The sequence below is a fragment of the Rhizobium sp. R711 genome, assembly GCF_002211365.1.
GTDB lineage: Bacteria > Pseudomonadota > Alphaproteobacteria > Rhizobiales > Rhizobiaceae > Rhizobium.
Map to the genome: position 1 here is coordinate 118,032 of NZ_LOKZ01000038.1, position 22,585 is coordinate 140,616.

At 59.6% G+C, this 22,585-nt stretch carries 25 protein-coding genes; 12 read left to right on the top strand and 13 right to left on the bottom strand.

Going from position 1 to position 22,585, the window contains the following annotated elements; all coding sequences use genetic code 11:
- Positions 1-12: 12 nt before the first annotated feature.
- Positions 13-1,023, bottom strand: coding sequence for a MoxR family ATPase (locus ATY80_RS26700; RefSeq protein WP_088695303.1), 1,011 nt, complete (start codon positions 1,021-1,023; stop codon positions 13-15).
- A 158-nt stretch (positions 1,024-1,181) separates the two neighbouring features.
- Between ATY80_RS26700 and ATY80_RS26705 the strand changes: the two genes are divergently transcribed.
- The 3 genes from ATY80_RS26705 to ATY80_RS26715 are packed head-to-tail and all read left to right on the top strand — an operon-like array spanning position 1,182 to position 3,705.
- Entirely contained in the window at positions 1,182-1,805 is a 624-nt protein-coding gene (locus ATY80_RS26705; protein ID WP_088695304.1) for a DUF1285 domain-containing protein, read from the top strand.
- Complete coding sequence (locus tag ATY80_RS26710) at positions 1,802-2,452, top strand: CoA pyrophosphatase (RefSeq protein ID WP_088695305.1); 651 nt, start codon at positions 1,802-1,804, stop codon at positions 2,450-2,452. Before ATY80_RS26705 ends, ATY80_RS26710 begins: the two co-directional genes overlap by 4 nt.
- A complete protein-coding gene (locus ATY80_RS26715) occupies positions 2,449-3,705 on the top strand; it encodes a CCA tRNA nucleotidyltransferase (RefSeq protein ID WP_088695306.1) in 1,257 nt (418 codons plus the stop codon). The genes ATY80_RS26710 and ATY80_RS26715 overlap by 4 nt, the downstream gene beginning before the upstream one ends.
- On the opposite strand, the gene ATY80_RS26720 is transcribed toward ATY80_RS26715, so the two are convergent.
- The 3 genes from ATY80_RS26720 to hemF all read right to left on the bottom strand — a co-directional run bounded on the left by ATY80_RS26720 (position 3,702) and on the right by hemF (position 5,272).
- On the bottom strand, positions 3,702-3,887 hold the full coding sequence (locus tag ATY80_RS26720) for a DUF1059 domain-containing protein (protein ID WP_088695307.1): 186 nt from the start codon (positions 3,885-3,887) through the stop codon (positions 3,702-3,704). The genes ATY80_RS26715 and ATY80_RS26720 overlap by 4 nt on opposite strands.
- A 120-nt stretch (positions 3,888-4,007) precedes the next feature.
- The gene (locus ATY80_RS26725; protein ID WP_088695308.1) at positions 4,008-4,265 is read right to left on the bottom strand and encodes a hypothetical protein; all 258 of its coding nucleotides are present in this window, start codon (positions 4,263-4,265) and stop codon (positions 4,008-4,010) included.
- A 92-nt stretch (positions 4,266-4,357) separates the two neighbouring features.
- On the bottom strand, positions 4,358-5,272 hold the full coding sequence (hemF, locus tag ATY80_RS26730; protein ID WP_088695309.1) for an oxygen-dependent coproporphyrinogen oxidase: 915 nt from the start codon (positions 5,270-5,272) through the stop codon (positions 4,358-4,360).
- A gap of 166 nt (positions 5,273-5,438) precedes the next feature.
- On the opposite strand from hemF, the gene ATY80_RS26735 reads away from it, so the two are divergent.
- Positions 5,439-5,699 (top strand): hypothetical protein, encoded by a 261-nt coding sequence (locus tag ATY80_RS26735; RefSeq protein ID WP_007534061.1) that lies wholly within the window; start codon positions 5,439-5,441, stop codon positions 5,697-5,699.
- Positions 5,700-5,702: 3 nt separating this feature from the next.
- On the opposite strand, the gene ATY80_RS26740 is transcribed toward ATY80_RS26735, so the two are convergent.
- Both ATY80_RS26740 and ATY80_RS26745 read right to left on the bottom strand, forming a co-directional pair.
- The gene (locus ATY80_RS26740) at positions 5,703-7,349 is read right to left on the bottom strand and encodes a Na/Pi cotransporter family protein (protein WP_088695310.1); all 1,647 of its coding nucleotides are present in this window, start codon (positions 7,347-7,349) and stop codon (positions 5,703-5,705) included.
- 197 nt (positions 7,350-7,546) lie between these two features.
- Entirely contained in the window at positions 7,547-8,008 is a 462-nt protein-coding gene (locus ATY80_RS26745) for a tRNA (cytidine(34)-2'-O)-methyltransferase (RefSeq protein ID WP_088695311.1), read from the bottom strand.
- 384 nt (positions 8,009-8,392) lie between these two features.
- Here ATY80_RS26745 and ATY80_RS26750 point away from each other — a divergent pair, with 384 nt between their 5' ends.
- Positions 8,393-10,249 (top strand): ABC transporter ATP-binding protein, encoded by a 1,857-nt coding sequence (locus ATY80_RS26750; protein ID WP_088695312.1) that lies wholly within the window; start codon positions 8,393-8,395, stop codon positions 10,247-10,249.
- A 61-nt stretch (positions 10,250-10,310) separates the two neighbouring features.
- Here the strand turns inward: ATY80_RS26750 and ATY80_RS26755 are convergent, their stop codons facing one another.
- Positions 10,311-10,520 (bottom strand): hypothetical protein, encoded by a 210-nt coding sequence (locus tag ATY80_RS26755; protein WP_088695313.1) that lies wholly within the window; start codon positions 10,518-10,520, stop codon positions 10,311-10,313.
- 182 nt (positions 10,521-10,702) lie between these two features.
- Here ATY80_RS26755 and ATY80_RS26760 point away from each other — a divergent pair, with 182 nt between their 5' ends.
- Complete coding sequence (locus ATY80_RS26760; RefSeq protein ID WP_088695314.1) at positions 10,703-12,622, top strand: ABC transporter ATP-binding protein; 1,920 nt, start codon at positions 10,703-10,705, stop codon at positions 12,620-12,622.
- Here the strand turns inward: ATY80_RS26760 and ATY80_RS26765 are convergent.
- Positions 12,578-13,510 (bottom strand): endonuclease/exonuclease/phosphatase family protein, encoded by a 933-nt coding sequence (locus ATY80_RS26765; protein ID WP_088695315.1) that lies wholly within the window; start codon positions 13,508-13,510, stop codon positions 12,578-12,580. The genes ATY80_RS26760 and ATY80_RS26765 overlap by 45 nt on opposite strands.
- A 286-nt stretch (positions 13,511-13,796) precedes the next feature.
- On the opposite strand from ATY80_RS26765, the gene petA reads away from it, so the two are divergent.
- The 4 genes from petA to ATY80_RS26785 all read left to right on the top strand — a co-directional run bounded on the left by petA (position 13,797) and on the right by ATY80_RS26785 (position 17,248).
- Positions 13,797-14,375, top strand: a complete 579-nt coding sequence (gene petA / locus ATY80_RS26770; RefSeq protein ID WP_088695316.1) for a ubiquinol-cytochrome c reductase iron-sulfur subunit — start codon at positions 13,797-13,799, stop codon at positions 14,373-14,375.
- A gap of 13 nt (positions 14,376-14,388) precedes the next feature.
- Entirely contained in the window at positions 14,389-15,666 is a 1,278-nt protein-coding gene (locus ATY80_RS26775) for a cytochrome b N-terminal domain-containing protein (RefSeq protein WP_088695317.1), read from the top strand.
- Between the two features lie 26 nt (positions 15,667-15,692).
- Complete coding sequence (locus ATY80_RS26780) at positions 15,693-16,589, top strand: cytochrome c1 (protein WP_088695318.1); 897 nt, start codon at positions 15,693-15,695, stop codon at positions 16,587-16,589.
- Between the two features lie 116 nt (positions 16,590-16,705).
- The gene (locus tag ATY80_RS26785) at positions 16,706-17,248 is read left to right on the top strand and encodes an adenine phosphoribosyltransferase (protein WP_088695319.1); all 543 of its coding nucleotides are present in this window, start codon (positions 16,706-16,708) and stop codon (positions 17,246-17,248) included.
- A 297-nt stretch (positions 17,249-17,545) separates the two neighbouring features.
- On the opposite strand, the gene ATY80_RS26795 is transcribed toward ATY80_RS26785, so the two are convergent.
- Positions 17,546-18,013, bottom strand: coding sequence for a MaoC family dehydratase (locus tag ATY80_RS26795; RefSeq protein ID WP_088695321.1), 468 nt, complete (start codon positions 18,011-18,013; stop codon positions 17,546-17,548).
- Positions 18,010-18,480, bottom strand: coding sequence for a MaoC family dehydratase (locus ATY80_RS26800; protein ID WP_088695322.1), 471 nt, complete (start codon positions 18,478-18,480; stop codon positions 18,010-18,012). Before ATY80_RS26800 ends, ATY80_RS26795 begins: the two co-directional genes overlap by 4 nt.
- 81 nt (positions 18,481-18,561) lie before the next feature.
- Between ATY80_RS26800 and ATY80_RS26805 the strand changes: the two genes are divergently transcribed.
- On the top strand, positions 18,562-19,641 hold the full coding sequence (locus ATY80_RS26805; protein WP_088695323.1) for a hypothetical protein: 1,080 nt from the start codon (positions 18,562-18,564) through the stop codon (positions 19,639-19,641).
- Positions 19,642-19,663: 22 nt separating this feature from the next.
- Here the strand turns inward: ATY80_RS26805 and ychF are convergent, their stop codons facing one another.
- Complete coding sequence (gene ychF / locus ATY80_RS26810; RefSeq protein ID WP_088695324.1) at positions 19,664-20,767, bottom strand: redox-regulated ATPase YchF; 1,104 nt, start codon at positions 20,765-20,767, stop codon at positions 19,664-19,666.
- Between the two features lie 179 nt (positions 20,768-20,946).
- On the opposite strand from ychF, the gene clpS reads away from it, so the two are divergent.
- A complete protein-coding gene (gene clpS / locus ATY80_RS26815) occupies positions 20,947-21,258 on the top strand; it encodes an ATP-dependent Clp protease adapter ClpS (RefSeq protein ID WP_088695416.1) in 312 nt (103 codons plus the stop codon).
- A 63-nt stretch (positions 21,259-21,321) separates the two neighbouring features.
- On the opposite strand, the gene ATY80_RS26820 is transcribed toward clpS, so the two are convergent.
- Positions 21,322-21,783, bottom strand: coding sequence for a GNAT family N-acetyltransferase (locus ATY80_RS26820; RefSeq protein ID WP_088695325.1), 462 nt, complete (start codon positions 21,781-21,783; stop codon positions 21,322-21,324).
- Between the two features lie 3 nt (positions 21,784-21,786).
- Positions 21,787-22,503, bottom strand: a complete 717-nt coding sequence (gene pth / locus ATY80_RS26825; protein WP_088695326.1) for an aminoacyl-tRNA hydrolase — start codon at positions 22,501-22,503, stop codon at positions 21,787-21,789.
- Positions 22,504-22,585: the final 82 nt, after the last annotated feature.

Genomic DNA, 22,585 nt, shown 5'->3' on the forward strand with positions numbered 1-22,585 from the left:
GCAGACGCTTCCTTATCCCTTGGCCTGCTTGACCAGCCCACCAATGACGTCGCGAACCGACATGCCTTCCGCCCGCGCGGCAAACGTCAACGCCATGCGGTGCTGCAGTACGGGTTCGGCGAGCGCGTGGACATCGTCGACTGATGGTGCAAGGCGGCCTTCGTACAGAGCGCGAGCGCGGGCGCAAAGCATCATAGCCTGGCCAGCGCGCGGACCCGGACCCCAGGCGACGTTCTTGTCGGTCGCGGCATTTCCCTGACTGGGGCGAGCCGAGCGGACAAGCGCGAGGATCGCGTCGACAACCTTGTCGCTGACCGGCATCTGGCGGATGAGCGTCTGGATTTCGACGAGGCGCTCCGCGTCCAGGATTACTTGCGGCGCCCTCTCGCCGATTCCGGTCGTCTCGAGCAGGATCTGTCGTTCCGCGGCGAGCTCCGGATAGTGGACGTCGACCTGGAGGAGAAAGCGGTCGAGCTGGGCCTCCGGTAGAGGATAAGTGCCTTCCTGTTCCAGCGGATTCTGGGTGGCAAGGACGTGGAACGGAGCGGGCAAGTCATAGCGATGCCCGGCGACGGTGATGTGGTATTCCTGCATGGACTGCAGCAGGGCCGACTGCGTGCGCGGCGACGCCCGGTTGATTTCGTCGGCCATGAGGAGCTGGGCGAACACCGGGCCCTTGACGAAACGGAAGGAGCGGCGGCCGCTGTCGTCCTGGTCCATCACTTCCGAGCCCAGGATATCGGAGGGCATCAGATCCGGTGTAAACTGGATGCGGTTGGAGGCAAGGCCGAGCACTTCGCCGAGCGTCGTGACGAGTTTGGTCTTGGCAAGGCCCGGGACGCCGACCAGCAAGGCATGGCCGCCCGAGAGAACCGCGAGGAGGGTGTTCTCCACGACGCTTTCCTGGCCGAAGATCACCTTCGAGACTTCGCCCCGGACGGCGGCAATATCTGCAAGGGCCTTCTCGGCCGCGGCGATGATCGCCTTTTCATCGAGAGGGGCTTCGGTCTTCATCATACCCATAAGGCATCTCCAGCGGCTGATATCTTTCGTCGCGAATCGGCAGACTTACACGCAATCGTCATACCAGATAGAGTTATGGAGATGTTGCGGGCTGACAAGTTCGTTCCGAATGACTATCTCGTGACCCTCTGGAGTTAAAGACAAACCGGGACAGAAGAATGGCAGCCGAAGAGATCAAGGCGACAACGGATGCGGCCGGTCTTGCCGCGCTGATTTCGCGCGCGGCCGGCGACGCAGGAGCCAAAGCCCGCGGCCTTCCGCCCGTCGACAAGTGGAATCCGCCGTTCTGCGGCGATATCGATATGGAAATCCGAGCGGACGGCACGTGGTTCTACATGGGAACGCCGATCGGCCGGGCGCCGCTTGTCAGGTTGTTTTCGACTGTCCTCCGCAAGGATGAGGATGGGAAGACCTACCTTGTAACGCCCGTGGAAAGGGTGGGTATCCGCGTTGTAGATGCGCAGTTCGTGGCCGTTGAAATGAACGCCGGTGAAAGGGATGGTGAGCCGCTGCTGACGTTCCGGACCAATGTCGGCGACGTGGTCGAGGCTGGGCCGGAGCATCCTCTTCGCTTTGTAATTCACGGTGAAAACAGCGAGTTGAAGCCCTATCTTCATGTGCGTGGGCGGCTGGAAGCGCTGGTTTCGCGGCCCATCATGTACGAACTCGTCGAACTCGGCGAGCGCCTTGAAGTCGATGGCAAGACGATGTTTTGTCTCCGCTCCGGGGGGATGACTTTTCCCGTAATGCCCGCGGACGAACTGGATGCACTTTCCCGATGACCAATGCTTTGATCGAAAACCGTTCGCTCTATTCAGCGGCTGAATTCCGCCGTCGCGCCCTTCACCAGAGTGGTGGCCCGGTGGATCTCTCCTGGCGCGACCATGGCGATCATATTCTCAACCCCGATATTGTTACTCAGGTTGAGACCTTCAAACTTCGAGATGCTGCGGTGCTCGTGCCGGTCATCGACGATGGTGATGATGCGCATGTAATTTTTACACAGCGCACGGCGACGCTGCGCAAGCACTCCGGACAGATTGCGTTTCCGGGTGGGAAGATCGACGCTATCGACGGCTCCGCCGAAAAGGCTGCAATCCGTGAAACCGAGGAGGAGATCGGTATCGACGGGTCGTTCGTCGAGACGGTGGCGCGGCTTCCGAACTATCTCGCGTCGACGGGCTTCCGCATTACGCCGGTGCTGGCGGTTGTCCGGCGCGGTTTCGAGCTGAAGCTTAATCCAACGGAAGTGGATGATGTCTTCGAGGTGCCGCTGTCCTTTCTCATGAATCCGGCCAATCATAGCCGCGACCGGCGCGTGCTCGACGGGCTCGAACGGCATTTCTACCGGGTGCCCTATGAAAGCCGGATGATCTGGGGCATTACCGCCGGCATCGTTCGCACCCTCTATGAAAGGCTCTATGCATGACCAACCTTGGCCACGAGGCATGGTTCAAGGACCCGGCGCTGACGCGCGTGTTCACGCTGCTCAACGCCGATGGAGGAGAGGGGCGCGTCGTCGGCGGTGCCGTCCGCAACAGTCTCATGGGGCTCCCGGTCAGCGATATCGATGTTGCGACGACACTCACGCCGGAACAGGTCATCGAGCGTGCGGCTGCCGCTGGCATCAAGGCTGTTCCGACCGGCGTGGCACATGGCACCGTGACTCTTGTCATTGATGGCAAGCCCTTCGAGGTCACGACGCTGAGGGCCGATGTGGAAACTGACGGGCGCCGGGCCAAGGTCGCCTTCAGTTCGGATTGGCAGACGGATGCGGAGCGTCGCGACCTGACGATCAATGCACTTTATGTCGACGCCAAAGGTGATGTGATCGACCTGGTCGGTGGTCTTGCCGATATCGAGAAGCGCAATATCCGCTTCATCGGGGACGCGGCGACGCGTGTTGCCGAGGACTATCTGCGTATCCTGCGATTTTTCCGGTTCTTCGCCTATTATGGTTCCGGTCGTCCGGACGCGGATGGGCTGAGGGCATGCGCAGCGGCTCGGGACAAGCTGAAGACACTTTCCGCCGAAAGGGTATGGTCGGAACTCCGCAAGTTGCTCGGCGCCGGGGATCCTGGCCGGGCACTCCTGTGGATGCGGCAGGTCGGCGTGCTCAGCGAAATCCTGCCGGAGACAGAGAAGTGGGGTATCGACACCATTCCGACGCTGATCGGCACGGAGCAAGTGCTTGGCTGGAGACCGGATCCGCTTCTACGCCTCGCCGCCATCATTCCACCCGATGCTGATCGGCTGGAGAAGATGGCGATACGCCTTAAGCTTTCCAATGCCGAGGCCGCTTGGTTCAAAGCATGGGCCAAAGCGCCTGTTATCAATGACGAATTGTCGTCGGTTGCCTTTGCGCGATTGCTCTACCGGCACGGCGCGGACGGGATACTAACACGTTTGAAACTTGCGCTGACAACGGCACGGGGCAAGGCGGAAGGCGACATGCAGGAGATGGCTCGCTCGGCGAGGCTCAGTAAGCTGCTTGAATTGGCGCAAGGCTGGAGGAAGCCGCAGTTCCCGATCAATGGCGGCGACGTCTTAGGTGCGGGCGTGCCGGCCGGGAAGCAGGTTGGTGAGACGCTGTCGGCTTTGGAAGATTTCTGGGTCGGAGAAAACTTCGCTCCGGACCGGGCGGCGCTGCTCGCCCGGCTGAACAGTCTGACAAATAGCTAAGCGGCCGTCGCCTCGTTGCGAATCCGGGCCTTGATGTTGTCGATCATGTTCTCGCGGATCACGGTTTCCCCGTGAGCGCTCCTCATGTGCTCGACGACGCGGCGGACGATCTCCGCATCATCATTCGCCCGGGTATGCCACTCGCATCCGGGGACAAGAGTTCCACATTCGAAGAGTCTCATTTTTTCCTCCTTCTGTCGGATTTCATGCCATTGCGCGCTGCCGCAATGTTTGAATGTTCGAAGCGGTAAGAAGGTTCCGGTCCGGCCGGCGCGAAGGACCGGCCGGCGGTCATTTTCTCGTTATTCCGGCATCGCCCAGGCTCTGTAGCAATCTACTGCTGCTTTGTTGTCTTGATTTGCCGCGAGGTCGAGTTCCTCCGGCGTCTTGCCACCGGCCAGTTGAAGCTTTACCTGCTCGATGAAGCAGGAAAGCGGCAAGTCGGAGCCGCTTTTTGCCCGCAGCCGTTCCGCAATCCGGCGTAGAAACTCGGGCGTATCCAAGGGCATAAGAGGCTCGTGAGCACCCGCCGATGCCGCAGAGCTGCTTTGTATCGTCATGAACAATCCTCCTCCGATTGTTACGCGTACATGCCTAAACCTAGTGGTCCAGTTTCCGAATTTAAGCCCTCCAGCCCTCTTTATTTGTCCGGTCAAGGCCAGAGCACGAGAGGGGGCAGAGACGAGAGAATGGACTCTACATTTCCTCCTGTCTTGAGGCCAAAGATTGTACCTCGATCGTAGAGCAGATTGAACTCAACATAGCGCCCACGGCGAATCAATTGTTCGTCACGATCCGCGTCTGTCCACTGTTTATTGAAGTTCGAGCGAACGATCCGCGGATAAACCATGGCGAATGCCCTGCCGACATCGCGCGTGAAGGCGAAATCGGCATCCCAACCGCCTGCTTCCTCGCCGGAATGGAGCCAGTCATAAAAGATGCCGCCGATGCCGCGCGGCTCGTTGCGATGCTTGAGGAAGAAATACTCGTCGCACCATGTCTTGTAAGCAGCGTAATCGGCGACGCCGGAGTGGCTGCGACAGGCGATCTCCATCGCCTTGTGGAACAACTGGCTGTCCTCGTCTTCCTGCGTGCGGCGGCGGTCAAGCACCGGCGTCAGATCGGCGCCGCCACCGAACCATCGACTTGAGGTCACCACCATGCGCGTGTTCATGTGCACGGCGGGCACGTTAGGATTGACCGGATGGGCGATGAGCGAGATGCCGGAGGCCCAGAAGCGAGGATCCTCCTTGGCGCCGGGCATCTGAGCGCGGAGGTCGGGCGCGAACTCGCCATAGACGGTGGAAGTGTGCACGCCAACCTTCTCGAAGACGCGGCCGTGCATCATCGACATCCGGCCGCCACCGCCTGCACCATTCTCGCGCGACCAGTCCTTGGCCACGAAACGGCCTGGCTCTCTGTCCGATAGCGGGCCGGTCAGTTCGTTTTCCAACGCTTCGAAGGAGGCGCAGATAGTGTCGCGAAGGCTCTCGAACCAGGCGCGGGCGACGGACTTCTTCTCTTCGATATCGTCAGGCAGGCCGATCGGAAGTTCGGGTCTTTCCATCTTATCTTTCTCCGGGCGCGTCAGAGGTCGATTCGCGCTTTCGTCTTTTCAGTCCTGATAGCAGGTGAGGCACGGTCCTGCCAGCATAGCGGGTGATTGAGGCTTCCTCAGATTCGACTCGCAAAACGCGACTTTCGATATTACCTTTTCCCACAGAGGTAGGCTCATGACGAAAATTCCTGGACCTCCGTCGTTCGAGGGTCTCAAACGACGGATTGCTACCCACCGGGCGGAGGGCACACCCCGGAAGAATGACCGTTTCGTGCGTCAAACATATTGCCTCAACCTGCTTGAGGCTCGCGCCAAGGCGCGTGAATGGTTCGACGAGTATCCCAAGGCGGCGTACTGGACAGAAGTCGAGAGCTGGCGTCAGCTGGAAGGCGATCAGATCGAATTCACGATGCGCCGCTTGCCGTCCGCCGATTGAGCGCTATTCGGCCGCACCTTTCAGTCTGCTTTCGATCAGCAGTCCGCTCTCGTCGAGGATTGGGTGTGCGACGGAGACGATGTGAGCGTTGATGCGCTTCAGGTCGCGCAACATGTCGAGGTGCAGCGAGCTTGTCTGAAGGCTGTCGGCGCGACCATCGCGCAGGCGCTCCAGATGCCGCTCCGACGATTGCTTCTCCATCCGGCGAACCTCGACCTTCACCTCCATCAACTGCTTGGCGAGATTGAAGTCGCGGGTGACGAAGATCGTCTGGGCAATCCGCAGATTGTCGATTGTCAGGTGGAAGAGCTTTCGTAGTTCTTCGTAGCCCTCCTCGGAGAATTTCAAGCCGAGCGAGATCTTCTTCGTCACCTGCGGCATCAGGCCCTTCTCGATGATGTCGCCGATGTGTTCGAGGTTGATCGCATAGTCGATGATGACGATGGAGCGGCGACCGTCCTCTTCGCTCAGGCCACCATGCCCCAGCTTCGAAAGGTAGATTTTCACTTCCTGCTGCAGGCTGTCGACGCGTTTCTCCAGTAATGGAATTTCCTTGAGCTTCGCCAGATCATTGCTTTCAAAAGCGCTTGACGCGCGCAGCAGCATCCGTTCGATCAGATCGCCGACGCCGAGAACCTCGCGCGTGGCGCTGGCAAGGGCGACAACTGGCGTCGAAAGTTCGTGTTGGTCGAGATATTTCGGTCCGCTGTCCGGCTGAGCCTGTTCCGGTACCAGCCTGAGCATCAGTCGCGACAAGGGACGCGAGAAGGGCCATGCAAGTGCTGCAAGCATCAGGTTGAAGCCGAGGTGGGCGTCCACAGGCAGCTTTGCCGGTGCCAGTGGCAGTGCTTCCAGCAATTCGGCACCGAAGCTCGCGAGCGGTAACGCAACCAGGCAGCCGATGGCTCGGACGATCAGATTGCCAAGGGTGACACGCTTGGCGGCAGCCGGTCCGGAGAGCGATGCTATGACAGGCGGAATGGCGCCACCAAGATTGGCGCCGAGCACCAGCACGATGATCAGTCCTGCCGACAGGATGCCCGTCGAGGCGAGCGACAGAATGAGGACGACTGCGGCAAGGCTCGACGACGAGATGAAAGCGATGCCGGCGGAAAAGGCCAGTGCGACCGGCCAGGCATTGTCGAGCAGGGCAACGAAGGCACCAAGCGCCGGCGACTGGCGCATCGGCTCCGTGGCACTGCTCAACAAATGCAGCGACAACAGCATCAGACCGATGCCGATCAGCGCCGTACCGCCGCCCTGACGCGACGACGAGCCACTGCGATGGAGGACCATGCCGGCGAGGATTACCAGTGGAGACAGCCACTCTATGCCGGTTGCCACGATCCAGGCGGTCACAGCGGTTCCGACGTTGGCACCGAGCAAGACGATTTGCGCCATGCGCGGCTTCACCAATTCGCGCTCGACGAAGGAGGCGACCATCAACGCCGTGGCAGTCGAGCTCTGCAGCGCGATCGTCGCGAAGAAGCCCGACACGAACGAGCGCAGGCCGCTGCGCGTGCCGGTGGCAAGGCCGGTGCGCAACCGCGCCCCAAACGCTCTAGAGACACCGTCCTTCACCTGTGCCAGACCGAACAGCAGCAGAGCTACCGCGCCGAACAGGTTGATCATGACGATGGTGGATTCCATGCTGCCTTTCTTTTACGTCTTGCACGAACAAGCGTCGTTCTGTTCGAATCTCTCTTTGCCAAGTGATTGAAAACATGGCTTTCCGGACATTCTTTTTATTGTCCGGCTAAAAACTATACGCCGCTTGGGGGAATTCACAACGCCATTCGCGACATATTCTGAGGCTGTATCGGCATTTGCGTCATTGAGGCCAGAAGTCAACGCCAGACTGTCTGCCGCATGGCCTCTCCAACGATCATTGCCGCCGAGACGGCGACGTTGATGGAGCGTTGGCCCTCTATCATGGGGACAAGTATCCGGGCGTCCGCTGCCGCGTGCACGTGATCGGGGACGCCGGCGCTCTCGCGGCCGAACAGGAGGATGTCGTCGGGCAGGAACTCCAAGTCGGTGTAGCGTTCGGCCGCCTTGGTGGATGCCAGTATCAGGCGGCGGCCGGTGGCCCTTCGCCATTCCTCGAAACGGTCCCAATTGACGTGGCGGGTGAGGGCGGCAGCAGCGATATAATCCATACCAGCCCGCTTGAGATTGCGATCCGATATGTCAAAACCTGCCGGCTCGATGATGTCGACGGCAAAGCCGAGGCAGGCGGCAAGACGCAGGATAGTACCGGTATTCCCCGGGATGTCAGGCTGATAGAGGGCTAGTCTGAGGTCTGCCATAGTGGGTGTCGTCGTTTCCGCTTTCTTCGAGAGACACCTATTGCAACTGTGATTTTGGCGCAACAGGACGCATTTAGGCCTATAATTGTTCAATTTCCGGCCGGTCGGGGCTGGAAATTCTGCTTAATTCGCGTTAAGGGTGCACATCTTTTAATCGCCAAAAGGGAGCGCCAGATGGAAATGTTGCCGCGTATGCGCTCTCGATGCGTGAACCCACGAGTGGCGATCTGGCACGCCTAGTGCCATTTCTTTCCTGAATTCCCATTTCTAATCCATTGCGCGGCTGTCGTGGCCTCGCCCCGTGAACGTCCGGTTCCCATATGAGCTCAAGCGCCGTTTTGCGCGAGTCGGGAGGCCGGAGCGATCAAGTTTCGGAGCATTTTCATGTTTGGCTGGTTCGAACAGCGACTCAATCCCTTCCCCAGCGAGGAGCCGATTGCTCCTCCGAAGGGCCTCTTTGCATTTTGCTGGCATTATACGAAGCCGGCAGCACCGTGGCTCGCCATCATGGCAGTCCTGACCGCGCTGATCGCCGTGGGCGAGGTGGCGCTCTTCCAGTTCCTGGGCGACATTGTGGACTGGCTGACCAAAGCCGACAAGGCGACATTCCTGCAAACGGAGTGGCCGAGATTGGCGTGGATGGGATCGTTGATCCTCCTTGGCCTACCGCTGGCGGCTGGGCTGGATTCGCTCATCATGCATCAGGTGCTTCTCGGCAACTATCCGATGATCGCACGCTGGCAGATGCATCGCTTCCTGCTGCGTCACAGCATGACCTTCTTTGCCAACGAGTTCGCCGGACGCGTTGCGACGAAGGTGATGCAGACGTCGCTTGCGGTTCGCGAGACGACGATGAAGATCCTCGATGTCTTCGTCTATGTTGTCACGTACTTCCTGTCGATGATCATCGTTATCGCTGCTGCCGACTGGCGGCTGATGATACCGATCCTCGTTTGGCTCGCCGTCTATATCGGCATCGTCGCCTACTTCGTGCCACGGCTTCGCAAGATCGCGGCGCAGCAGGCGGATGCGCGCTCGATGATGACCGGGCGGGTGGTTGACAGCTACACGAACATCGCGACCGTCAAGCTGTTCTCACATGCCGGCCGCGAGGAGACCTACGCGCGTAGCGGCATGGAGGAGTTCCTCGGAACCGTTCATGCGCAGATGCGCCGCGTCACGTTGTTTCACATATCTGTCTATGTGAACAACTGCGTGGCACTCTTCGTGGTGTCGGGTCTGTCCATCTGGTTCTGGCTAAACGGGCAGATTTCGGTGGGCGCCATCGCCATCGCCATTGGTCTTGCCATGCGTGTCAACGGCATGTCGCAGTGGATCATGTGGGAAGTCTCGGCGTTGTTCGAGAACATCGGCACGGTCTATGACGGCATGGAGATGATGACGAAAAAGCACGACATCGTCGACAAGCCGGGCGCGCCGCAGCTGTCAGCGAAGAAGGGCGCAATCCACTACGATCGCATCCGCTTCCACTATGGCAAGGGCAAAGGCGTCATCGACAATCTCTCTCTCGACATCAAGGCGGGTGAGAAGGTCGGTCTGGTCGGTCGCTCCGGCGCCGGCAAGACCACGCTGATGAACCTGTTGCTGCGCTTCTACGATCTGGAGGCTGGCCGCATCACGATCGATGGGCAGGACATCTCGGGCGTGTCCCAGGAGAGCCTGCGTGAATTGATCGGTGTCGTGACGCAGGATACGTCCCTGCTGCACCGGTCGATCCGCGACAACATCGCCTATGGCCGCCCGGATGCGACGGATGCCCAGGTGATCGAAGCCGCCAGACGCGCCAATGCCTGGGACTTCATCGAAGGGCTTGTCGACATGCAGGGCCGGACAGGGCTTGACGCGCAGGTCGGCGAACGCGGCGTGAAGCTCTCCGGCGGCCAGCGTCAGCGCATCGCGATCGCCCGCGTCTTCCTGAAGGACGCGCCGATCCTGGTGCTCGACGAAGCGACGTCGGCGCTCGACTCCGAGGTCGAGGCAGCGATTCAGGAAAACCTGTTTGCGCTGATGGAAGGCAAGACGGTGATTGCAATCGCTCACCGCCTGTCGACCCTGACGGAGATGGATCGCTTGATCGTGCTCGACAAGGGCAAGATCATCGAGGCAGGAGCCCATGCCGAGCTTGTCGAACAGGGCGGCATTTACGCCGACCTGTGGAACCGCCAGTCGGGCGGCTTCCTGGCCGACCATTCCGAAGAAGCGGAAGAGGCGGCCGAATGAACCAGAAGCCCTCCCTGCGGGTGCGGGGAGGGCTTCTCATTTGCATTTGATGTGTGTCGGATCAGAGGCTGTCTGCCCAGTCTTTCACGCGGTTTCCTTCGACAAGCATGCTGTTGGTCGACGCAAGCGTACGCAACGCAAACAGACGCCGCTCTTCCTCACGATCGACCCACGCAGAGATCGCCTCGGCGATAACTTCGTCGTAAGATATTTCCAGCTGTTCAACGATTGCATCAAGTCGTTCCGCAAGGGGCAGCGGAATACTCGACATGACTGTCTTCCTTGCTTGCATCGCGGCCGTCTCCCGTAAAAATCCATTGTACCCCGAGATTGTCACGAGGTCAGTCTCATTCAACGGTGATGCCGTTGTTGTTACCGATTGTTACGAAAATATAAGGTTGCGCCCTGGGGCCGTTGCTTTCCCGCTCTGGCTAATAAGCCTATATCGCATTTATGCTGATAAAACGACTCCTCCGTGTCTTCGAAAATTGGATTAATCCCTTTGCGCCGCGGGAAAACATTCAGCCACCGCGCTCCACGTTTGGATTCATCTGGTTCTACATCGGTCAGGCGAAGGCGCCGTTCGTGGCCATGCTCGTCCTCGGCGGCATGTCGGCGGCAATCGAGGCGGCGCTCTTCTGGTTCGTTGGCCGGCTTGTCGATATCCTCGCGACGATCACACCGGCGGCAGGCTGGAGCGGCCTCCTTGCAGCGCACGGCGCTGAACTGTTCGGTATGCTCGTGCTTATCGGCATCGTCCGCTCTGTCGTTGCGCTGTTGATTGCGCTCGTGGATCAGCAGGTGATTACGCCCGGCTTCTATAACCTCGCGCGCTGGCAATCCTACCTGCATGTTTCGCGGCAATCGCTCTCTTTCTTTCAAAGCGATTTCTCCGGCCGCGTCGTCACCAAGGTCTGGTCGGCCGGCCAGGCCACGGGCGACCTGGTGACGTCGCTGATGGAGAGCGTCTGGTTCGTCGGTATCTACGCGGCGACGACGCTGGTCCTCGTCGCCAGGCTGGACTTCTCGCTTGCCGTGGTCGTGCTCTGCTGGCTCTGCGTATTCGGCGTTCTCGCGCGCTATTTCGTGCCGCGCATCCGATTCCATTCCCGGGAAACGGCTGAAGCCGCGTCGATGATCAACGGGCGTATGGTGGATGCCTACAGCAACATCCAGACACTGAAGTTGTTTGCGCGCGACGAGGAGAGCGACCGCTACATGCGGCAAGGCTTCGACTTCTATCAGCATACCGTACTGCGGTTCACGCGCTTCATCACCGGTGTACGCGCCTCGATGGCGCTGCTCTCGGGCATCATGATCGTTACAATGGCCGGACTGAGCGTTCATTTGTGGCTGGCTGGTCTCGTCAGTTCCGGCGCGGTGGCCTTCTCGCTGGCGCTTGTGCTGCGCCTCAATTTCCTTCTCGGCCGACTGATGACCCAGTTCAACGGCATCATGCGTAACCTCGGCACAATCCAGAATGCCGCCGAGTTGATCGCGCAGCCGCTCGGGCTCGTCGATCGCCCGGGTGCCCGCGATCTTGTGATCCGCCAGCCTGGCATCCGCTTCGAGAACGTCTCTTTTCACTATGGCAGGCCAAACGGCGTCATCGGCAACTTTTCACTCACGATCGAACCAGGTGAGAAGGTCGGCATCGTCGGGCGCTCCGGTGCGGGCAAGTCGACGCTGGTGAACCTGCTGCTACGGCTGTACGACCTCGAAGGCGGGCAGATCTTGGTCGACGGCCAGAATATTGCGGCGGTCAGCCAGGAGTCTCTGCGGATGCAGATCGGCGTCGTCAGTCAGGATACGTCGTTGCTGCATCGCTCGGTCCGGGACAATATCCTGTTTGGGCGCCCTGATGCGGGCGAGGCGAAATTGACGGAGGCAGCATTGCGTGCGGAGGCGCTTGGCTTCATCGAGCGCCTGCAAGATCAGAATGGCCGTAAGGGCTTCGACGCCCATGTCGGCGAGCGTGGGGTGAAGCTCTCCGGCGGCCAGCGCCAGCGCATCGCGATTGCTCGTGTCATGCTGAAGGACGCGCCAATACTCGTTCTCGACGAAGCCACATCGGCGCTGGATTCCGAAGTGGAAGAGGCGATCCAATCCAATCTGATCGGCCTCATGCAAGGCAAGACGGTGCTTGCCATCGCGCATCGGCTCTCGACCATTGCCGCACTCGACCGACTGATCGTCGTTGACGATGGCAAGATCATAGAGGAGGGCACGCATGAGACCCTCCTGAAACGTGGAGGTCTCTACGCCGATCTCTGGGCGCGGCAATCCGGTGGGTTCCTTGCCACCGATTTCGACGTGTCGCGGCCAGCGTCAAGGGTCGATGGCAAACTCGGCGATGAGGCCAAAGTGGTTTGATCCCATATTGTCCGCGATCCGCTGGACGGACTTCAATCGCAGCGGCGGACGGGCGAGGACGTGGTCGATGCTGATGCCGAAGTCACGCGCCCTGATCGGCCAGGTCGCCGGCTCGGGAAAGACCGTCTGAAAGCCAGTCGTGCGTATGAAACGCTGGATGCGTGGGTCCAGGATCGCTGAATTAAAGTCTCCGGTGAGGACGAGCGGCCCGTCGATAGCGCCCGTCACGGACCCGAGATCGTCGAGTTCGTCTCCCTGGAAGTCATCGAAGTAGGGTTTGGCGAGATGGGCCGCGAGGAAATTGATCTTCGTTCCCTCGAAGTCGATGACCGAATATGTCAGCCGATTTTGCCACAGTTCGCCAAGGCTGCGGACTTTCTTCTCGATGAATCGACGCTTCGAGAGGACGAGCGTGTCGCATTGGTTGATCTCTTCGCCGCAGCCGATGCGGTAGGGATATGTGCCGGACAGGCGTGCGATATAGGGGCGAAGCGGAGCTGCCTCCAGGATGTTCACGACATCGACATTCGAGGCGACGATGAAATCCGCAATTTGCCCGGCATTGGAGAAGTTCTCGTGCTCGATGTTGAAGGACATCACGCTGAAAAGTGGTGGCGTATCAGCAGCCGCTGGCAGAGAGGCGAATTCCCTCAGCATGATAACGCCATGCCCCAGCAACACTACCGCGACGGTCAGTAGCAGGTAGGCATACCAGTGCCGTTTGAGGAGTAGAAGGACGAGGCACCCTGCGACCGCAACCAGGGCAAAATGGATCTGAAAGCTGTAAACGAAGGCGAGAAGCCAAACGTATGTGATGTAGCGCAAAGACATCAGCGCCAGCAACAGCGAGAGGAGGACACTCCCTATGCAGTATAAAGTGTCTTTCATCGGCGGGCGCTGGGATAGGGAGAGGTTAGTGGCGGTCGCCTAGCACGAGGTTCGAATTGGTGCAATGCACAACTGTGGCAAGCATGTGATTGTCTTCGAAAATCATCTGAAAATTCCCGCGACATTGTGCCCTCATGGCCTTGCCAAGGCTGGACATAATTTGCGATCAAGCTTAGAACGCGCCGGATTGGTGGGGAATCTATGGTCGAATTGTGTCGCGACAGATTCGCCGCCGCGAGGGGAAGGGCGGAGTTCCGCAAAAATTGCGCAGAGGATGGTTTAAGCCGTGAGCGAACACGAAACGACAAGCGAGATCACGGGTGAGCCCACTCGCCGTGATTTCCTTTATCTCACCACTGGTATGGCGGGCGCCGTGGGCGCCGTTGCGGTCGCTTGGCCGTTTATCGATCAGATGCGTCCGGATGCTTCGACATTGGCTCTGGCTTCCATCGAAGTCGACGTTTCCAGTCTTGAGCCCGGAATGTCGCTGACCGCCAAGTGGCGCGGCAAGCCTATCTTCATTCGCAACCGTACGCCCGAGGAAGTGAAGGCGGCCGATGAAGTGCCGCTGTCCGACCTGAAGGATCCGGTTGCCCGCAACGCCAACCTGCCTTCTGACGCGCAGGCGACGGCTGTCGACCGTTCCGCCGGCAAGGACAAGGAAAACTGGATCGTCATGATCGGCTCCTGCACCCATCTGGGCTGCATCCCGCTCGGTCAGGCCGGCGAATACAATGGTTGGTTCTGTCCCTGCCATGGCTCGGTCTACGATACGGCCGGCCGCATCCGCAAAGGTCCGGCGCCGCAGAACCTGGCGATCCCGACCTATTCGTTCATTTCCGATAAAGTAATCAAGATCGGTTGAGGGGGACTGATTTATGAGTGGCCATTCCAGCTACGAGCCATCAACCGGCCTTGAGAAGTGGATCGATGCGCGCCTGCCTTTGCCGCGCATGGTCTATGACAGCTTTGTCGCATATCCGGTTCCGCGTAACCTGAACTATGCCTACACCTTCGGCGCCATGCTTGCGGTCATGCTCGTCGTGCAGATCCTGACCGGTGTCGTGCTTGCCATGCACTATGCCGCGGAAACGACGGTTGCGTTCAACTCCGTCGAGAAGATCATGCGTGACGTGAACCACGGCTGGCTGCTGCGCTACATGCACGCCAACGGCGCGTCCTTCTTCTTCGTTGCCGTTTATCTGCACATCGCCCGCGGTCTCTATTACGGCTCCTACAAGGCGCCGCGCGAAATCCTCTGGATCCTCGGTGTTCTGATCTACCTCCTGATGATGGCGACCGGCTTCATGGGCTACGTTCTGCCCTGGGGTCAGATGTCCTTCTGGGGCGCGACGGTTATCACCGGCTTCTTCTCGGCATTCCCGCTGGTTGGCGAGTGGATCCAGCAGTTCCTGCTCGGTGGCTTCGCCGTCGAGAACCCGACGCTGAACCGCTTCTTCTCGCTGCACTACCTGCTGCCCTTCGTTATTGCCGGCGTTGTTGTCCTGCATATCTGGGCGCTGCACGTTGTCGGCCAGACGAATCCGACCGGCGTCGAAGTCAAGACCAAGACGGACACTGTTCGCTTCACGCCTTATGCGACCCTCAAGGACGCGCTTGGCGTTTCGGTCTTCCTGCTGGTCTACGCCTACTTCGTCTTCTACATGCCGAACTTCCTCGGTCACCCGGATAACTATATCCCGGCTGACCCGTTGAAGACGCCGGCCCATATCGTTCCGGAATGGTACTTCCTGCCGTTCTACGCGATGCTGCGCTCGATCACCTTCAATATCGGACCGATCGACTCGAAGCTTGCAGGCGTTCTGGTCATGTTCGGCGCCATCATCGTGCTGTTCTTCCTGCCGTGGCTCGACACGTCGAAGGTTCGCTCGGCTGTCTACCGCCCGTGGTACAAGCTGTTCTACTGGTTGTTCGTCGCCAATGCGATCGTTCTCGGTTGGCTCGGTTCCCAGCCTGCCGAGGGCCTGTACACCACCATCTCGCAGATCTGCACGCTGCTGTACTTCGCCTTCTTCCTGGTTGCCATGCCGGTTCTCGGCCTCGTCGAGACGCCGCGCCGCTTGCCCAATTCAATTACGGAAGCGGTTCTGGAAAAGCGCAACAAGGCGGCGGCCGCTGAGCCGGTCAAGGCCTGAACGTGCGACAGGAAGGGAAGAGAAACATGAAAAAGCTTGTTACAAGCCTCCTGTCGCTTGCTGTCGTCGCTGGTTTGAGCGGCGCGGCATTCGCCCAGGAAGCCGCATCATCGAACGGCGCTGAGCCGGCACATCATGCGGAAGGCGCAACGCCGCACTATCCGCTGCTTCATCCAAAGCATGAAGAGTGGACCTTTGCCGGTCCCATCGGCCACTATGACAAGGGCCAATTGCAGCGCGGTCTGAAGGTCTACACGGAAGTTTGTGCAGCCTGTCACTCAATGAACCTTGTGGCTTTCCGTACACTTGGGGATCTTGGCTACTCCGACGCTCAGGTGAAGGCCTTAGCGGCGAACTACGAAGTTCAGGACGGTCCGAACGCAAGTGGTGACATGTTTACCCGTAAGGCCATTCCGTCGGATCACTTCCCGTCGCCGTTCCCGAACCACGAAGCGGCAGCAGCGGCCAACAACGGTGCGGCTCCTCCGGACTTCTCGCTGATCGCGAAGGCGCGCGGTATCGAGCGCGGTTTCCCGCAGTTTCTGATCGACATGATCCCGTTCGTCGGCGGCTATCAGGAAGGTGGTCCTGATTACATCTATTCGCTGCTGACCGGCTACGATCAGCAGCCGCCGGCTGGTGTTCAGGTCGCTGAAGGCACGCACTACAACCCGTACTTCGCCAATGCTGCCGCACTGGCCATGCCAAAACCGCTCTCCGACGGTCAGGTAACATATGACGACGGCTCGCCGGCGACGGTCGACCAGTATGCCAAGGACGTTGCATCCTTCCTGATGTGGGCCGCTGAACCGCACCTTGAAGAGCGCAAGCGTACGGGCTTCATGGTCATGGTCTTCCTGGCCATCTTCACGGGATTGATCTACCTGACCAAGCGTTCGGTCTACGCGAACAAGGAACACTGAGAGCTTCGCTCCAGAGTCTAGTGAAAGGCGGCCTTGGGGCCGCCTTTTTTGTTGGTTCCGTCTGCGGCAATTGATAGGGTGCAGCCGAATTGAAGCCTGCAGAGTATGGACATTCCATGAGCGATACGATTTCGGAGCTTGCAGCCAGCATCCGCTCCATCCCGGACTACCCGAAGCCCGGCATCATTTTCCGCGACATCACCACGCTTCTCGGCAATCCGCGCGCCTTCCGCCGCGCCGTCGATGAACTGGTGCAGCCCTATGCCGGGTTGAAGATCGACAAGATTGCCGGAACCGAAGCTCGGGGCTTCATTCTGGGCGGTGCGGTCGCGCATCAGCTTTCGGCGGGGTTCGTACCGATCCGCAAGAAGGGCAAGCTGCCGCGCGATACCGTGCGGGTAGCCTATAGCCTGGAATACGGTGTCGACGAGATGGAGATGCATCGGGATGCGGTGCAGCCGGGTGAGAAGGTCATTCTCGTCGACGACCTGATCGCGACCGGAGGCACGGCGGTCGCCGCCACGCAGCTTTTGCGGCAGATGGGGGCGGAGGTCGTTTCGGCCTGCTTCGTCATCGACCTGCCGGATCTCGGTGGCCGCAAGAAGCTGGAGGAGCTGGGCGTCGACGTCCGTACGCTGGTGGAGTTCGCGGGCCATTAGAGCCTTTCAGGGTTAAAGCGTTCTGTTGGCTCAAACGGAGTCGAATGGTCGACGGGTCGGCGCGCGTCGTAGCCATTTCCTACGGCCAAGCCGGCCGGTCGATCAGGCGGCCCGTTTCAGCCAACCCCGGTGGTTTGCTTGCGAACCAGCTAGGGCCGGGCATCTTTCCACCAGGATCAGAGGCGATCGGCTCAGACGTACATTGGGGTGTGCCCTTCGCCAATCGCCTCTGCCCTGACGAAAACCTGCTCCGGCAGAACGCTTCAATTTAACTCTGAAAGGCTCTAAGGCTAGCGCTTACTCGAATTCGATGACGGTGCTTTCGAACCGGATGACCGGCGTGCCGTCGGCGATCGTCCCCTCGCACAGAATACTGTTCAGCCGGCACCCTGGACGGGACGCCAGGGGACGGCTCGCAAGGAACGTGACAGAGTAGGTCACTTCCTCGCCGGCGTAGACCGGGCGCAGCCATTGAAGCTTCTGAAACCCAGGGGAGGGACCAAGCTTGGGTGGTTTCACTCCCTCGCTTGCAAGGCGCGCGCACTCGGCGCTCCAGTAGGCGATGAAAGTTTTCATCCAGGCCGCGCAAGTGTGCCATCCCGAAGCGCAGTGTCCACCAAAGAGCGTGGCCTTCGCAGCCTCCGCATCCAAGTGAAATGGTTGAGGGTCGAAGCGCTCGGCAAAGTGAATGATCCGTTCGGCCGTAAATAGATAGCTTCCGATGTCGGTCTTCTCGCCGGCGGCGTAGCGTTCCGCCATAATCATGCGGTCTTCTCCAGCGTTTCACGCATGACGAACATGATCGAGTTCTCGGCGCGACAGACGAGTTCTGCTTTCTGATTTAAAACTTCATGGCGGAACTTCACCATGCCGATGCCGGGCCTAGAGCGCAGTGCGCGGGTTTCTATGACCGTCGAATGACCTGCAAGCGTATCTCCGGCAAGAACAGGCTTTCGCCACTCCATGAAATCCACGCCGGGCGCGCCTTGGGAGAACGAATTGACGAGAAAGCTCTCCGCCATCATGCGCATGAACAGCGCCGAGGTATGCCAGCCGGATGCCGCCAGGCCACCGAGGATGCTGGCGCGACCGGCCGCCTCGTCCAGATGCATCGGCTGCGGGTCAAATTCGCGGGCGAATTCGATGATCTCCGCTGCGGTTACCGACCGCGGCCCGAGCGCAAAGCGTCGCCCCGGCTGGAAATCTTCGAAGGTAAGTTTCTGATCGGACAAATTCCTCTTTCCCTCGTAGGAGTTTCAAAACGACTACAATAGCATTCGAAGCGACTCAACGATTCCCGCGAGAATTTGACCATGCCCGAATTGAAGTTGATCCTTGATGAAGCCGAGCGGGAGGGTCTCATTCCGCGCCAGGCTGCTGAGCGGCTGCTACCATTCCTGATCGCGCACGGCGTCAGGGTCGATCAACTGTCGTCCGAAGCGCCTCCACGGTCGGTGCCTTTTTCGGATACCGAAACGCCAAGCTTCGTGCGTGGCTTCCATGACGTGTTGATAACCATCGGCATTGTCGTAGCGTTGGCCGGCTTGTGGGGTATCGCTTCGGTTTATGCCGTGCTGCCAGCGATCGTCGTCCTCGCCGAGATCCTTGTTCGACGTCAGAGGCTGGCGTTGCCCGCCGTCGTGCTGACGATTGCGCTTGCCATCTGGACGGCAGTTGTCGGCGCGCAATGGCTGCAAGATTCGCCTTCTTTTATCCCGATAGGTGGCAACGTTGCGCTGCAGTACACCCTTTCCTTTCCAGTCGTTCTAGGGCTCTTCTACCTGCTCTATCGCGTACCGCTCGCGCTTGCGTTGACGATCATGGGGGCGGCAGTGGTCGCGCTGCAATTGATTCTGCGTGCGCTTGGCTGGCTGAGCGGCGATCCACTCTTCGATGTCAATCATCCCATCGTCTTGTCGATTATCGCGATCGCGTGTGCGGTCGGTCTTTTCGCACTGGCGATGACATTCGATCTGCGCGACCCGCTTCGTCGTACAATCAATTCCGACGTTGCCTTCTGGCTCCATCTCGGTGCCGCGCCGGCCTTGCTCTACAGTGTCATATCGCTAGCCGGGCTCAGCGGCGGCACGCTTGCCGCGCTGCAGACGGTATCGTTTCGTACGCCGGTTGTGGTTGTGACCGTCGTCGCGCTCATGTTGATCGGCCTTATCATTGACCGGCGCGCATTCGTGACGTCAGGCCTGCTGTCGCTGGGCTTTGCGCTCTACGGAATCTTCCGCCTGGGGGACGCGCGGGTCGATACCTACATCTACATCACGCTTCTGACTGTTGGCGCGATCGTGCTGGTGATCGGGACGGGATGGATGCCGCTCCGTCGGTTCGTCATGGGCAGGCTGCCGGCTGCCATGCAGGCGAAACTGCCGCCGGCATAGGGCGGCAGTTTCTCGGTTCGCGTCAGGTATTGAAGCGGAAGTGGATGACGTCGCCGTCCTGGACGACGTATTCCTTACCTTCGTCGCGGCCCTTGCCGGCTTCCTTGGCGCCGACTTCACCCTTGAAGTTGATGTAGTCGTCGTAGCCGATGGTGAAGGCGCGGATGAAGCCGCGTTCGAAGTCGGTGTGGATCACGCCAGCCGCCTGCGGCGCCTTGGTGCCGCGCACGATCGTCCAGGCGCGTGTTTCCTTGGGGCCAACCGTGAAATAGGTGATCAGGTCGAGCAGGTGGTAACCGGCTCGGATCAACCGGTCGAGACCGGCTTCCTCGAGGCCGAGCGCCGAGAGGAACTCCGCCGCTTCCTCCTCAGGAAGTTGGGCCACTTCGGATTCGATCGCGGCCGAGATGATGACGCATTCGGCGCCCTGCTTCTCGGCCATGGCGGCGACTGCCTTGGTGTGCTCGTTGCCGGTCGAAGCGTCGGCTTCCGCGACGTTGCAGACATAGAGGACCGGATGCGAGGTCAGGAGGTTGAGGCCCTTCAGGATCTCGATTTCTTCCGGCGCCAGAGTCTTCAAGAGCAGGCGAGCGGGCTTGCCTTCGTTCAGCAGCTTGATCACGGCTTCCATGACCGGCAGCTGGGATATCGAATCCTTGTCCTTGCCCGTGGCGCGCTTGCGCGTCTGCTCGACACGGCGCTCAAGGCTTTCGAGGTCGGCCAGCATCAGTTCGGTTTCGATCGTGTCGGCATCGCCGACCGGATTGATGCGACCCTCGACGTGCGTGATGTCGTCGTCCTCGAAGCAGCGCAGCACGTGCACGACTGCATCGACTTCGCGGATATTGGCGAGGAATTTGTTGCCGAGGCCTTCACCCTTCGAAGCGCCGCGCACCAGGCCGGCGATATCTACGAAAGAGATGCGGGTCGGGATGATTTCCTTGGAGCCGGCGACCACTGCGAGCCTCTGCATGCGGGGATCAGGAACGGCGACTTCGCCGGTGTTCGGTTCGATCGTGCAGAAGGGATAGTTTGCCGCCTGCGCTGCTGCCGTCTTTGTGAGCGCGTTGAAGAGGGTCGATTTGCCGACATTCGGCAGACCGACGATACCGCATTTGAAGCCCATGGCCAGAAACCTGCTGTTCTTGAATTCGTTGGTGCTGGCTATGGGATAAAACGCGCCTTGCGGTCAAGCTTTTCGCGCAAGTCTCTTGCATTGCGAGGGTTGAAGGGTCGCCTTTGCAGCGCAATATAGATATTGGCGATCTGTTCTCGCTTCTTCATGTCATCAACGGTGGGTTTCCGATGAGTGACAACGATATTGCCCTTAAACCGAAGACAAAGTCTAAACCGAAGCTGGATCGGCCGAAGCTCTATAAGGTCATCCTGTTCAATGACGATTACACGCCGCGCGAATTCGTCGTGATGATCCTCAAGGCTGTCTTCCGCATGAGTGAGGAGGTTGGCTATCGTGTGATGATGACAGCGCACAAGATGGGATCGAGCGTCGTTGTGGTCTGTACGAAGGATATCGCCGAGACCAAGGTCAAGGAGGCGATGGATTATGCCAAGGAGGCCGGCTTTCCCCTGATGCTGACGGCGGAGCCGGAGGAATAGCTTGCGATCTCTAACCAGGCTTCCCAGCATTCTCCTTCTTTTCAGGCTCGGGCTGCTCTGAGCTTAGTCGTCAGCCGGTCGTCGGATCTGGTAGCCGGTCTTGTCCTGTCTGAAACCGCAGTTCTCGTAGAAACGCAGCGTTGTCGGATCCTTCGAGCCGGTAAGGAGCATCACCTTGTAGCAGCCGGCCTTCCATGCCGTTTCGATGGCATGCAGGATCAAGGCCCGTCCGTAGCCACGCTGCCGGTGATCGGCAGCAGTAACAACGTTCTCGATCAGTGCATAAGACGCGCCATGCCGGGTCAGATTGGGGACGATGACCAGCGTCACCGACGACGCGGGGGCTCGACCCGCCACGCCGAGGAAAATCGTCATGCCAGGCTGTGCGAGGATCGCTTCAAACCGTTCTTCGGCAAACGCGCGGTCCATGACCGGATCAGTTGGGTTGAGCTCATGGTAAAGGGCAAGCACGCCCGGCAGATCGCCAATCTCGGCGGCGCGGATGACGAGTTCGCCGGCAGACATGGTTCAATCGCCCTTGTTGCCGAACATTTTCTTCAGCATTTCAGCCATTGGCCCAGTTGCAGGCAGCTTTGGCTGATTGTGATTGCGGGCCTGGTGGATATGGGACTTTGCCGCCGCCTTCTTCTCCGGCTTCGGCTTCTCCTCTTCGACATTGCCGCCGAGCGCAAGGGCCAGCTTGTTCATCAGCTGGGAATCTTCCTTGCGGACCAGCATGTCGGCATTGTCGGCAAGCGCATCCAGCAGCGGTTCAAGCCAGGCCTGGTCGGCCTTTGCGAAGTCGCTGAGAACGTGATGCTGCACGAGTTCCTTGACGCCGGGGTGACCGATGCCGAGTCGCAGCCGGCGATATTCCTTGCCGCAATGAGCGTCCAGCGACTTGATGCCGTTGTGGCCGCCGTGGCCGCCACCTGTCTTGAGGCGGGCCTTACCGGAGGGCAAGTCGAGTTCGTCATAGATCGCAACGAGGTCGGCGGGCTGCAGTTTGTAAAAACGCATGGCCTCGCCGACGGCTTCGCCCGAGAGGTTCATGTAGGTCTGGGGCTTGATGAGCAGCACCTTCTCGCCTGCTATCTCGCCCTCGGCGATCTCAGCCTTGAACTTCTTCGACCAAGGCGAAAAACTATGGCGACGGTAAATGGCATCGACGGCCATGAAGCCGATGTTGTGGCGGTTTCCGGCGTATTTGCCGCCGGGATTACCGAGACCCGCGATGATCAGCATGGCTCGTTCATTCCTTGCAATGTGCTTTTTCCGTTCACCATCGCGAAACGGCGTCAAAGTCAAGACGAAGTGGCCGCTGCCG